Consider the following 12,188-nt stretch of genomic DNA (forward strand, 5'->3'; position numbering starts at 1 on the left):
CGTGATAGCGACTATCGCCGCTCACGGGTGGTGGTCGGGCGGCCTGGTCAGGCGTTCTTGCGTAGGGTGGCGGCATGGAAGCCCTGCGTATTCCTGATCGGCTGTCGTCGCGCCTGCCCGGGCGGTTGGGGGGCGAGAAGGCCGAACAGGACGTCGTGCCCATGGTGCGGCTGCACGGCGTGATCACGCCGCAGGCGGGCGGGCCGGTGCCGCGCTCGGTGATCAACTGGCAGGCGACGGACAAGGCCCTGGAGCGGGCGTTCACCACCGACCGGGCCGTCGCCGTGGCGCTGCTGATCAACTCGCCGGGCGGCTCGCCCACCCAGTCCGCGCTCGTGGCGGACCGGATCCGGGAGCTGGCGGAGAAGCACGAGGTGCCGGTCCTCGCGTTCTGCGAGGACGTCGCGGCCTCCGGCGGGTACTGGCTGGCCTGCGCCGCGGACGAGATCCACGCGCACCCGACGTCCCTGGTCGGCTCGATCGGCGTCGTCAGCTCCGGCTTCGGGCTCGAGGGGCTCATCCAGCGCTACGGCATCGAGCGCAGGCTGCACACCGCGGGCACCTCCAAGGCGCGGTTGGACCCCTTCCTCCCGGAGAAGGAGGAGGACGTCGTGTGGCTGCGCGGCATGCAGGAGGAGCTGCACGAGATGTTCCGCTCCTGGGTCACCGCGCGGCGCGGGGAGAAGCTCGCGGCGGGCGCGGACCTGTTCACCGGGGAGGTGTGGACGGGCGCGAAGGCCCTGGAGCTCGGCCTGGTCGACGGGTTGGGTACCCCCCGCTCGATTCTCACCGAGCGCTTCCCCGAGGCGAAGCTCGTCACGGTCGAGGGACGCAAGCCGCTGCTGGCGAGGCTCGGCATCGGGGCCCCCGCGGCGGCGGCCGGGCTCGGATGGTCGCAGGTCACCGCGGCCGACGTCGTCCTCGGGCTCACCCAGGCGGCTGACATCAGAGCGAGCTGGGCGCGCTACGGTCTGTAGCGTCGCCGGCGGTGGGCGAAAGACCGGACGCGGGAACGCGTCACCCGTTCGAGGTGTAGCCGATCGGTCGCAGATTGATGAGATGCCCTGGCATCCGGCCCCGATCACCGTCACCATGGACTCCGGGCTCCGGTGACGTCGTGAGGCGACGTGATCGGAGGTCGTGCCCCGGGAACGCAGGATGAGGAGATCGTGGACAGCACCGACAGCTCCGGAGGTCTGGTCGTCCTGGCTGTGGACGACGAACAGCCGGCCCTCGAAGAACTGGCGTTCCTGCTGAACGAGGACCCCCGCGTCGCGGAGGTCCTGATGGCCGGGGACTCCACCGAGGCGCTCCGACAGCTCAGCGCCCGCAGCACGCGCGAGCACACGCACGCGTCCATGTCCGCGACCCGCGCGGCCGGGGGCCAGTTCCCCCCGCCGCCGCAGTCGCCCGCCCGGCTGGCGGACCGCACGGACATCGACGTGGTGTTCCTGGACATCCGCATGCCCGGCCTGGACGGGCTGGAGCTGGCGCGGGTGTTCTCCACGATGCTGCAGCCGCCGGAGGTCGTCTTCGTCACCGCGCACGACGACCGGGCGGTCGACGCGTACGAGGTGGGGGCCAAGGACTACCTGCTCAAGCCGCTGCGCACCGAGCGTCTGGCCGCCGCGCTGGACCGGATCATCGCGAACCGTGCCACGGCCGCCCCCGTCGAGGCGGCGGCGCCGGAGCGGGACGAGGACGAGGTCATCCCCGTCGAGCTGGCGGGCACCACCAAGCTGGTGCCCCGGTCCGCGGTCCGGTACGTGGAGGCCCAGGGCGACTACGCCCGCCTGCACACCACGGACGGCAGCCACCTCGTCCGCATCCCCCTGTCGGTGCTCGAGGACCGCTGGCGAGACGCCGGGTTCGTGCGCATCCACCGCTCGTTCCTGGTGGCGTTGCCGCTGGTCACCGAGCTGCGGCTGGCCGGGTCGGGCTACGTCGTGCGGGTCGGGTCCGGCCCGGACACCGCCGAGCTGCCGGTCTCCCGGCGCCACACCCGGGAGCTGAAGGACCGCCTGGTCCGCGCGACGAAGCAGGCGTGGAGCCAGCGATGACCCATCGAGCGACCCGCGGGTGAGCACCTCGCTCGACGGTTCGCCACCACCCGCCGACCCGGGGGACGGTCGGGTGGGCGACGACGCGGACGCGGACCGCCCTGCACCGGGCGGCCCGCGCCGGCGGCGTGCGCGGGAGGACGGGGACCCGCGAGCCGGGTCGGGCACCGGCCCGGAGGACTCCGGACCGCTGTGGCTCCAGGAGGAGCTGCGGCGGCGCATGGAGGCCCGCGCCGCGCACCCCGCGCGCGGGCGACACGCACGAGACGACGCGGACACCGAGAAGTTCGGCGTCGACGCCCTCGCCGCCCGGCTGCGCACCGGGTCCCGGGGACCGCAGACGCCGCCCGCCCCCACCCCGGGCCCCCGCGGCCGGGCCCAGTGGCAGACCGGCGCCGGTCAGGGGCAGGGTCAGGGCGCACCGCCCCCCAGCTACCAGGCCTACGCGGGCCCCGCACCGAGCGCACCCGAGTCCTTCGCCCCGCCCGCCCCGCCCGCACCCCGGCCCGCCGGACCGCCGTACGCGGTGCCGAACGGAGCGGTGCCGAACGGTGCCGTGCCCACCGGAGCTGTGCCGAACGGAGCGGCGCCCAACGGTCCCGTGCCCACCGGTGTCCAGCCCGGCGACGGTGCCGCGGCCCGGCCGACGTCCGGCCCGCACCCGCTCCCCGGCTCGTCGCCCGCGCCCGCCGACCCCGCGGCGTCGACCCGGCCCGACCCCGGGCCGCAGCCGGACTACCTCGCCTACGCGGACTACGACGACGAGGACGACCTCGAGCTCGACGACGGCGAGGACGACCAGGCCCCCTTCGAACGCGTCCTCGGCCCCGCCAGCGTCCCGCTGCGGCTCCCCCCGCCCGAGGGCTACGCGGACCCGCGGGAGGCGACCCCGCCGCCCGGACCCGGCGGGATGCGCCAGGCGGGCAACCCGATGGACCGTGCGGGCAGGCGCGCCCCCGCCCCGGCCACCCTCGCCGGCCCGCTCGTCGCCCGCGAGCCCGCCGGGCCGACCTCGGTGTCCACCTCGGTGTCGACCACGCCGACCGGCGTCCCCGGCCCGCACTCCTGGCCCGGGGCGACCCCGCTGGACCGCGCGGACCTCGAGGCGACGGACGTCGGCGGGATGGCACCGTACGCCGACCCCGCACCGTCGCGCGACGAGGCGCCGCCGGCCGCCGCGGCGACCGCCGTGCCGGAGGTCCTGCCGCCGAGCAGACCGGTCGGCGCGCGCTTCGACGCCCGCGTGGCCGTCGACGACGACCCGGACGTCCCCAAGCGCGTGCGCGTGGTGCTCTCCGAACGCAAGGGCGTCGCCCGCACCGTGCGCACGGTGGTCGACGTGCAGGAGGGCACGCCCGTCGGCGAGCTGCTGCGCGCCAACCTGATCCGCGGGCAGCTGGGCGTGGCGCTGCGGGTCGGCCTGGTCGCGCTGCTCGTGCTCGGCGCGCTCCCGATCCTGTTCGCCTACTACCCGGAGCTGGGCCGCCTGGAGGTCCTGGGCCTGCGCCTGCCGTGGCTCCTGCTCGGCGTGCTCGTGTACCCGTTCCTGCTCGGCCTGGGCTGGTGGCACACCCGGGCCGCCGAACGCGTCGAACAGAACTTCGCCGACCACGTCCAGGACTAGTCGGGCCCAGGCATGGACACGCCCTCCCTGGTCGCGCTGGTCGCGATCGGCCTCGTCGGCATCGCCTCGGTCCTCATCGGGACCCTCGGGGTGCGGGTCGCGCGCAGCACCTCGGACTTCCTCGTCGCCTCCCGCACGGTCGGCGCGGTCCCCAACGCCGCCGCGATCTCCGGTGAGTACCTGTCCGCGGCGACCTTCCTCGGGGTCGCCGGCATCGTGTTGCGCGAGGGAGCGGACGGGCTCTGGTACCCGATCGCCTTCTGCGCCGGCTACCTCGCGCTGTTGTTGCTGGTCGCGGCGCCGCTGCGGCGCTCGGGCGCCTACACGATCCCGGACTTCGCGGAGGCCCGCCTGCACGCCCGCGGCCTGCGCAGGCTCTGCACCGGGCTCGTCCTGCTGATCGGATGGCTCTACCTGCTCCCGCAGCTGCAGGGCGCGGGCCTGGCCCTCACCACCTTGACGACGCTGCCCGGCTGGGTCGGTGTCGTCGGCGCGGGGGTGCTGGTGATCCTGTCCGTCGTCGGCGGCGGCATGCGGTCCATCACGTTCGTCCAGGCCTTCCAGTACTGGCTCAAGCTCACCGCGCTCACCGTCCCCGCGCTGATCGCGCTGGCCCTGTTCCTGGGCTCGGGCCGCGAGCTCGACCGCCCGACCGCGCCGGTCTTCGCGGAGGAGACCACCGTCTCCGTCGAGACCCCCGTGCGCCTGGAGGTCGCCGCCGACACGGCCCTGCGAGCCCGCGGCACGGTCGACGGCGCCGCGGTCGACGGCCCGCTCGTCTGGGCCCCCGGCGTGCACGACGTCCAGGCGGGCACCGAGCTGCGCTTCGCCGCGGGCTCGGGTGTGCCCGTCCCGGCGGGCGCCCCGCCGACCGACCGCGAGTGGCTCGAACCACACTCCGGCGGTGCCACGCTGCTGGAGATCTACTCGATCATGATCGCCGGCATCGCGGGCACCATGGGGCTGCCGCACGTGCTCGTCCGCTTCTACACCAACCCCGACGGGCGCGCGGCCCGCCGCACCACCGTCGTCGTGCTGGCGATGATCGGCGCGGTGTTCGCGCTGGTCTCGCTGCTGGGGCTGCTGTCGCGGGCGTTCACCCCCGAGCTGCTGGTCGACGGGCGCACGGACGGCGCGGTGCTGCTCGTCCCGACCGCGGTCCTCGGCGACGGCTGGGCGGGCTGGCTGCTCGGCGGGCTGGTGTCCGCCGGGGCGGCGGCGGCGTTCCTGTCCACGTCGTCGGGCCTCGTGGTGAGCCTCGCCGGCGTACTGTTCACCGACGTGCTCTCCGGACGGCTCCGCGACTTCCGCATCGCCGCCGTGCTGTCGGCGATCGTGCCGGTGGCGCCCGCCCTGCTGGTCGGCCGGATGGACTTCGCCCTGACCGTGCCGCTGGTGTTCGCGGTGGCGGCCGCGACCTTCTGCCCGCTGCTCGTGCTGGGCGTGTGGTGGCGCGGATTGACCCCGACGGGCGCGGTGGCCGGGCTGCTGGTCGGCGCGCTGCTGTCCTGCGTCGGCGTGGCGTCCACGCTGGTCGGGAGCGTGCCCGAGGGCGCGTTCGGCGTGCTGCTGCTGCGGCCCGCCGCCGTGGCGGTGCCCGCCGCGTTCCTGACGATGATCGTCGTCAGCAGGCTGACGAAGGCCACCGTCCCGGCGGACGTCGACCGCACCCTGCTGCAGCTCCACGCCCCCGAGCGCCTCGGGCTCTCCCGCGAACGGCTGGACTCGCAGTGAGCGAGCGTGCGAGCGAACCATCAGCACAGCGCCGGCGCGCAGCGCCGAGCCCGCGCCGGGGTACGGCAGCCGGCGGGGTGGGTCAACGCAGCGGGCGAGAGCGATGAGCGCCACGGCCGTCGCGGCGCTGACCGCGATCCTGCTGGTGGCCGTCGCGTCCACCGTCATCGGGACCATGGGCCACCGGGCCCGCCGCACGTCGGACTTCCTGGTCGCCTCCCGCACCGTCGGCCCGCTGGCGAACGCGGGCGCGATCTCCGGCGAGTACCTGTCGGCCGCCTCGTTCCTCGGGGTCGCCGGGCTGGTGCTGCGCGAGGGCGTGGACGGGCTGTGGTTCCCGGTCGGCTACACCGCGGGCTACCTCGCGCTGCTGCTGTTCGTGGCCGCCCCGCTGCGGCGCTCCGGCGCGTTCACCGTGCCGGACTTCGCCGAGCTGCGGTTGCGCTCGCGCGGTCTGCGCACGCTGTGCAGCGTGTTCGTGCTGGTCATCGGCTGGTTGTACCTGCTGCCGCAGCTGCAGGCCGCCGGGCTGACCGTGCACATCGTGACCGGGCTGCCGATCTGGATCGGGGCGCTGGCGGCCGGGCTGATCGTCGTGTCGACCGTGATGTTCGGCGGGATGCGGTCCGTCACCTTCGTGCAGGCCTTCCAGTACTGGCTCAAGCTCACCGCGCTGGCGATCCCCGCGATCGTCGCGGTGATCTTCTTCTTCGGCAGCGGGCACACCTTCGACCGGCCCGCGCCGCCGCAGTTCGCCGAGCTGACGACGGTCCAGATCACCGCGGGCGTCGAGCTCGAGGTCCCGTCGGACACGGTCGTCACGGTGGGGCCCGACGGGGCGACGGTCGACGGCGCGGCGGCCGACCCCGGCAGCGTCCTGCGCTGGCCCGCGGGCACCACGCACCGGGTCGAGCCGGACGGTGACCTGGTGTTCGAGGCGGGCACGGACGTCCCCGTCCCGGTCGGGAAGCCCGCGACGGACGACCGCTGGCTCAGCCCGCTCGCGGGCTCCGGCGACCACCAGCTCGTCGCGATCTACTCGCTGATCCTCGCCACCTTCCTCGGCACCATGGGGCTGCCCCACGTGCTGGGCCGCTTCTACTCCAACCCCGACGGCCGCGCCGCCCGGCGCAGCGCGGTGATCGTGCTCGCCATGCTCGGCGCGTTCTTCCTGCTCGTGACGCTGCTCGGCGCGCTGTCGCGCTTCTACACCCCGCAGCTGCTCGTGTCCGGCCAGACGGACGCCGCCGTGCTGCTGCTGCCGACCGCCGTGCTCGGCAGCGGGGCGGCCGGGGCGGTGCTGGGCGGGGTGGTCGCGGCGGGGGCCTGGGCCGCGTTCCTCGCGACGGCGTCGGGGCTGCTGCTCAGCCTGGCCAGCGTCCTGGCCTCGGACGTCCTGCCCGGGCGGGCCGTCGCCGACCTGCGGATCGCGGCCCTGCGGCTGGCCACGCCGCTGGCGGGGGCGGTCCCGATCGTGCTCGCCCTGTTCGTGACGCAGCTGGACTTCGCCGAGTCGGTGGCCCTGGCGTTCGCCGTGGCCGCATCCACCTTCTGCCCGCTGCTGGTGCTGGGGATCTGGTGGCGCGGGCTCACCGCGCGCGGCGCGATCGCCGGGATCCTGGTGGGCGGCGTGCTCGCGGCGGGGGCCGTGGCAGTCGGTCTCGCGGGCGTCGTCGGCGAGGGGCTGCCGGGCGTCCTGCTGCACCGGCCCGCCATCGTCAGCGTGCCCGCCGCGTACCTCTCGATGATCGTCGTCAGCCTGGCCACCCGGAAGAGCCGCCCGGCCAACACCGACGCGCTGCTCCTGCGTCTGCACGCCCCGGAGCGCCTGGGCCTGTTCCGGGACCGCGTCGAACGCAACGACGATCCCGTCGACGCCTCCTGATCCTTCCCCGACGAAACCGTTGCGCCGCGTGCTCGTTCGTCTCTGAGGGAGTCCTCGACATCGGAGGGGCGTCGGGGAGCCCACGGAGAGGAGCCCCATGTCTGTCGGCGACCGCTACGGACCCACCGTGTACGAACGCGTGCAGGCGACCCCGGAGTTCGGCGACCTGCGTCGCCGCAGGCGCCGGTTCGTCTTCCCGATGAGCGCGTTGTTCCTGGTCTGGTACCTGGCCTACGTCCTGCTCGCGTCCTACGCGCCGGAGTTCATGGCGATCCGGGTCGCGGGCAACGTGACCCTCGGCCTGGTCATCGGCCTGCTGCAGTTCGTGACGACCTTCGTGATCACCACGGCGTACGTGCGGTTCGCCGACCGGAAGCTCGACCCCGCCGCGGCGGCCATCCGACAGGAGATCGAGTCGTGAACGTCGGCAACGTCGGTCTCAACGTCGGGATCTTCGCCGCGTTCGTGCTGGCCACGCTGGTCGTCGTCTACCGGGTGAGCCGCAGCAACCGCACGGCGTCGGACTACTACGCCGCGGGCCGCTCGTTCACGGGCGCGCAGAACGGGATCGCGATCTCGGGGGACTACCTGTCCGCCGCGTCGTTCCTCGGGATCGCGGGCGCCATCGCGGTCAACGGCTACGACGGCTTCCTGTACTCGATCGGCTTCCTGGTGGCGTGGCTGGTGGCGTTGCTGCTGGTCGCCGAGCTGCTGCGGAACACCGGCCGGTTCACCATGGGAGACGTCCTGAGCTTCCGGATGCGGCAGCGCCCCGTGCGGGCCGCGGCGGCCACGTCCACGCTGGTGGTCTCGTTCTTCTACCTGATCGCGCAGATGGCGGGCGCGGGCGGGCTGATCGCGCTGCTGCTGCAGATCCCGAACTCCGACCGCCTCGGGCAGTCGATCGTGATCGGCGTCGTCGGCATCGTCATGGTGATCTACGTGCTGGTCGGCGGCATGAAGGGCACGACGTACGTGCAGATCATCAAGGCCGCGCTGCTGATCGCGGGCGCGTTCGTGATGACCTTCTGGGTGCTCGGGCAATACGGCCTGAACTTCTCCGCTCTGCTGGGCGCCGCGGTGGACGCCTCACCGAAGGGGGAGGCCCTGCTCGCGCCCGGGCTGCAGTACACGAACAAGGCGGACTTCCTGTCGCTCGGCCTGGCGCTGGTGCTCGGCACCGCGGGCCTGCCACACATCCTGATGCGCTTCTACACCGTCCCGACGGCGAAGGAGGCCCGCAAGTCCGTCGTCTGGGCCATCTGGCTGATCGGGATCTTCTACCTGTTCACGCTGGTCCTGGCTACGGCGCGGCCGCGCTCGTCGGGCCGGAGGCGATCGCCGCGGCGCCCGGCGGGGTCAACTCGGCGGCGCCGCTGCTGGCGTTCGAGCTGGGCGGGGAGATCCTCCTCGGGATCATCTCCGCGATCGCCTTCGCCACCATCCTGGCCGTCGTCGCGGGGCTGACGATCACGGCGTCGGCCTCGTTCGCGCACGACGTCTACGCCAACGTGATCCGCCGCGGGCGGCCGGACCCGGTCCGTGAGGTCCGGGTGGCGCGCACGACGGCGCTGGTCATCGGCGTCGTCGCGATCGGCGGCGGGATCCTGGCCAACGGGCAGAACGTGGCCTTCCTCGTCGCGCTGGCCTTCGCCGTCGCGGCCAGCGCCAACCTCCCGACGATCCTGTACTCGCTGTTCTGGCGGCGGTTCAACACCACCGGCGCGCTCTGGAGCATCTACGGCGGCCTCGCGGTGTGCCTGCTGCTGATCGTGTTCTCACCCGCGGTGTCCGGGGCGAAGAACGCGATGATCCCGGGCGCGGACTTCGCGTTCTTCCCGCTGTCCAACCCGGGCATCGTCTCGATCCCGGTGTCCTTCCTGCTGGGCGCGATCGGCACCTACGTGGGGCGCCGCGAGCCGTTCGACAGCGAGAAGTACGCCGAGATGGAGGTCCGGTCCCTCACGGGGGCGGGCGCGGAGAAGGCGACGGAGAAGGCGACGGTGCGCCACTGACCCTGTGAGCGGCGGCCGGGGGTCGGCAGGAGCGGAGCGACGGGGCGGGTGAACGGAGTCGCTACGGCGACTGTCGCCGCTCACAGGTAGGTCACGGGGGCGGTGGCAGGATGACCGTCATGAGTGTTCCGTCCGTGCCCGTCGCCGACCTCCCCGCCTCCGCCCCGATGCTCGACGTGCGCGAGGACGACGAGTGGGCCGCCGGTCGGGCCCCGAGCTCGCTGCACATTCCGATGTCGCAGCTCACCGAGCGGATCTCCGAGGTCCCGGACTCCGACCCGCTCTACGTCGTGTGCCGCTCGGGCGGGCGCTCCGCCCGCGTCGTGGCCTACCTGGCGCAGCAGGGCTACCCGGCGGTGAACGTCGACGGCGGCATGCAGGCCTGGGCCGGTTCGGGTCGCGAGATCGTCGGCGACTCGGACACCCCCGAGATCATCTAGGCCGACCGTGCAGTGCTCGCGGTGCGGACGGACCCCGCCTCCGGGCGCGGGTCCGTTCTGCCCGTACTGCGGGCGCTACCTGGCCGCGCTGACCTGGGTGGCGGAACCGCCGCCGGACCCGCGGCCGCCGCTGCCCGTCCGGCCGCGCTTCCGCTACACCGGCCCGCCGCGGTACCGCGAGATGCCGCGGTGGGGGTTCCCCGCGCTGCCCTGGCAGGAGCCCGACCAGGACGGACCGGCGCCCGCGGTCGAGCGGGCGCGCGGCTGGGCGCTGGTGCTGGTCCCGCTGCTGTGGACGCTCGCGGCGGTCGCGTTCGTCGGGTTCGCCGCCGAGGTGCTGCGCTACGTCCTGCTCGTGCTCAGCCGGGACGACGCGCTGCCCGGCGGGCTGGTCGCGTTCTCCGACGCCGCCGTGGCGTTCGGCGGCTGGGCCTCGGTGGCCGGGTCGGTGGGCTGCGGGATCCTGGTCGTCCTGTGGTGTCTGCGCATCCGGGAGGCGGCCGCCGAGCGGTCCGGCACGGTGCCCGCGCGGTCGACGCTCGCCGTCGTCGTGGGGTGGGTGGTGCCGGGCCTGAACCTGGCGGTCCCCGGCGGAGTGCTCGCGGAGGTCGAGCACCTGGGGTTGGACCGCCCGCCCGGGGCGCGCCCGCGGCCGAGCAGGCTGCTGCTGCGCTGGTGGGCCGCGTGGGGCGTGTCGGTCGTCCTCGGGGTGGTCGTGTTCCTGTGGTCCTTCCGCAGCGGGGTGCAGGCGCTGGCGGACGGTGTGCTGCTGCACGCTGCGCTCGACCTGTCCTGCGCCGTCACCGCCGTGCTCACCGTCGGGGTGGTGCGCCACCTCGCCGCGCTGGTGGAGCCGACCCGGGCGGTGCGCCGGGAGATTCTGGTTTCGCTACCGTCATCCTCCTGATGGCCAAGAAGACGCGTGAGAAGAGCACCGTCGCCGGGGAGAACCCGCGGCGGCCCTGTCCCTGTGGGTCCGGCAAGCGGTTCAAGGCCTGCCACGGCGCGGGGGACGACGTGATCGTCACCCGGCCGTTCGCCGGCCTGGCCGTGGAGCCGGACCTGGTCGCCATGCGGGAGTTCCTGCCGTCCGCGTTCGCCCCGCTGCCGCTGCGCGAGCCGGGCGACGTGCCGGTCCGGATCGCCACCGTGCTGCCGGGCGCCTCCGCCGCGATGGTCCGCCAGGACGGCGAGATCCTGCTGGGCATGCAGGTCCAGACGCGGTCCGGTGACCTGTCCGCGGACCTCGCGAAGGCGCTGCGGTGGGCGCAGTCGGCGGAGCCGGGGTCGGCGCTGCCGGTCGTCGGGCCGGGGCTGGGCGGCTCGGACGGCGCTGTCGTCCGGCTGCAGGACCTGGTGGCGGCGGACGCCGAGCTGGAGCTGGAGCTGCACCAGGACTTCGGCTGGTGGATCCCGGAGGACGGGGCGGACTCACCGGAGATCGCCGCGACCCTGGAGCGGGCCAACTCGGTGATCATGCCGACCGAGGCCGTCGAGGGCGTCCGCGCCGCGTACTGGGTGGACACCGGCACGAAGGCCCACCTGCGCTGGGTCCGCCCGGAGGCCGAGGACGTGCTGATGGCCGCCCTCGCCCGCCTGCACGCCGCGGGTGAGCTCGAGCTCGGCGAGGGCACCCGCTACGCGGGGGCCTTCCGCGCGCACGGCCTGCTCGTCCCGGTCTGGGACCTGGACCGGGAGATGCACAGCAAGGAGTGGGCCGAGCCCGCGCAGGCCTTCGCGACCCGACTCGACCGGGCCCTCGCCGCGGGCGGGGAGCTGACCACGGCCGAACGCGTCGCGAGAGACGCCCTGGCCGGCAAGCAGGTCACCCTCCGCTGAAGGTCGTGAGCGGCGATGGTCGCTATAGCGACCATCGCCGCTCACGGCTCAGACGCGGCCGCCTGCCGCGGGCGGGGCGCTCGGGTCGGCGGTCTCGCCCTTGGCCAGCTCGCGGTTGACGAAGTCCTCGATGTGGAACAGGTTGTCCCCGGCCCGCTGGACGACCGTGAGCAGGGTGGACATGCTCGCGACCTCCTCGATCTGCTCCTTGAGGAACCACTGCATGAACTGCTCGCCGAGGTAGTCGCCCTCGTCCCGGGCGGTGCGGGCGAGGGTGGTGATCTGCTCGGTGACCTGCTTCTCCTGCTTCAGCGCGAGCGCGACCACCTCCTCGACGGAGCCGAACTCGTTCTGCACGGCGTCGACGCCCGGGATGATCGGCCGGACGTCGGTGTCCAACAGGTACTGGACCATGCTCATGGCGTGGTTGCGCTCCTCCAGGGCCTGCGTGTAGAAGTGCGCGGCGAGCTGGGGGAGGTCCTCGTCGTCCAGCCATACGGCGACGGCCGCGTACTGCTGGGAGGCCGTGAACTCGTTCCGGATCTGGTCGCGGAGCAGGGCGAGGAACTTGGAGTCGGACACGACCTGCAG

At 73.9% G+C, this 12,188-nt stretch carries 10 protein-coding genes and 1 pseudogene; 10 read left to right on the forward strand and 1 reads right to left on the reverse strand.

The window, feature by feature from the left end; genetic code table 11:
- The first annotated feature begins 83 nt into the window (after nucleotides 1-83).
- The 10 genes and pseudogenes from BLS43_RS10115 (at nucleotide 84) to BLS43_RS10160 (ending at nucleotide 11,597) form a co-directional block, all read left to right on the forward strand.
- A complete protein-coding gene (locus BLS43_RS10115) occupies nucleotides 84-977 on the forward strand; it encodes a S49 family peptidase (RefSeq protein WP_176921266.1) in 894 nt (297 codons plus the stop codon).
- A gap of 192 nt (nucleotides 978-1,169) precedes the next feature.
- Complete coding sequence (locus BLS43_RS10120) at nucleotides 1,170-2,060, forward strand: LytR/AlgR family response regulator transcription factor (protein ID WP_218129770.1); 891 nt, start codon at nucleotides 1,170-1,172, stop codon at nucleotides 2,058-2,060.
- A gap of 19 nt (nucleotides 2,061-2,079) precedes the next feature.
- Nucleotides 2,080-3,684 (forward strand): hypothetical protein, encoded by a 1,605-nt coding sequence (locus BLS43_RS30990; RefSeq protein WP_245707409.1) that lies wholly within the window; start codon nucleotides 2,080-2,082, stop codon nucleotides 3,682-3,684.
- Between the two features lie 12 nt (nucleotides 3,685-3,696).
- The gene (locus BLS43_RS10130; RefSeq protein WP_093080936.1) at nucleotides 3,697-5,418 is read left to right on the forward strand and encodes a sodium/solute symporter; all 1,722 of its coding nucleotides are present in this window, start codon (nucleotides 3,697-3,699) and stop codon (nucleotides 5,416-5,418) included.
- Between the two features lie 103 nt (nucleotides 5,419-5,521).
- Nucleotides 5,522-7,303: a sodium/solute symporter gene (locus BLS43_RS10135; RefSeq protein WP_093080940.1), complete on the forward strand. Its 1,782-nt coding sequence runs from the start codon at nucleotides 5,522-5,524 to the stop codon at nucleotides 7,301-7,303.
- Between the two features lie 97 nt (nucleotides 7,304-7,400).
- Nucleotides 7,401-7,724: a DUF485 domain-containing protein gene (locus BLS43_RS10140; RefSeq protein WP_093080944.1), complete on the forward strand. Its 324-nt coding sequence runs from the start codon at nucleotides 7,401-7,403 to the stop codon at nucleotides 7,722-7,724.
- Nucleotides 7,721-9,318 (forward strand): annotated as a pseudogene (locus BLS43_RS10145) (solute symporter family protein). Before BLS43_RS10140 ends, BLS43_RS10145 begins: the two are co-directional and overlap by 4 nt.
- Nucleotides 9,319-9,437: 119 nt before the next feature.
- Complete coding sequence (locus tag BLS43_RS10150; RefSeq protein WP_093080954.1) at nucleotides 9,438-9,758, forward strand: rhodanese-like domain-containing protein; 321 nt, start codon at nucleotides 9,438-9,440, stop codon at nucleotides 9,756-9,758.
- Nucleotides 9,759-9,765: 7 nt separating this feature from the next.
- A complete protein-coding gene (locus tag BLS43_RS10155) occupies nucleotides 9,766-10,665 on the forward strand; it encodes a DUF4328 domain-containing protein (protein WP_093080959.1) in 900 nt (299 codons plus the stop codon).
- Entirely contained in the window at nucleotides 10,665-11,597 is a 933-nt protein-coding gene (locus BLS43_RS10160; protein ID WP_093080964.1) for a DUF5926 family protein, read from the forward strand. The genes BLS43_RS10155 and BLS43_RS10160 overlap by 1 nt, the downstream gene beginning before the upstream one ends.
- A gap of 48 nt (nucleotides 11,598-11,645) precedes the next feature.
- Here the strand turns inward: BLS43_RS10160 and BLS43_RS10165 are convergent, their stop codons facing one another.
- A complete protein-coding gene (locus tag BLS43_RS10165) occupies nucleotides 11,646-12,179 on the reverse strand; it encodes a ferritin (protein WP_425438535.1) in 534 nt (177 codons plus the stop codon).
- Nucleotides 12,180-12,188 lie beyond the last annotated feature (9 nt).

It is taken from the genome of Pseudonocardia oroxyli (assembly GCF_900102195.1).
Classification (GTDB): Bacteria; Actinomycetota; Actinomycetes; order Mycobacteriales; family Pseudonocardiaceae; genus Pseudonocardia; species Pseudonocardia oroxyli.

Coding starts and splice junctions, on each gene's coding strand:
- BLS43_RS10130 (WP_093080936.1), top strand. CDS start 3,697: ATGGACACGCCCTCCCTGGTCGCGCTGGTCGCGATCGGCCTCGTCGGC.
- BLS43_RS10135 (WP_093080940.1), top strand. CDS start 5,522: ATGAGCGCCACGGCCGTCGCGGCGCTGACCGCGATCCTGCTGGTGGCC.
- BLS43_RS10140 (WP_093080944.1), top strand. CDS start 7,401: ATGTCTGTCGGCGACCGCTACGGACCCACCGTGTACGAACGCGTGCAG.
- BLS43_RS10150 (WP_093080954.1), top strand. CDS start 9,438: ATGAGTGTTCCGTCCGTGCCCGTCGCCGACCTCCCCGCCTCCGCCCCG.
- BLS43_RS10160 (WP_093080964.1), top strand. CDS start 10,665: ATGGCCAAGAAGACGCGTGAGAAGAGCACCGTCGCCGGGGAGAACCCG.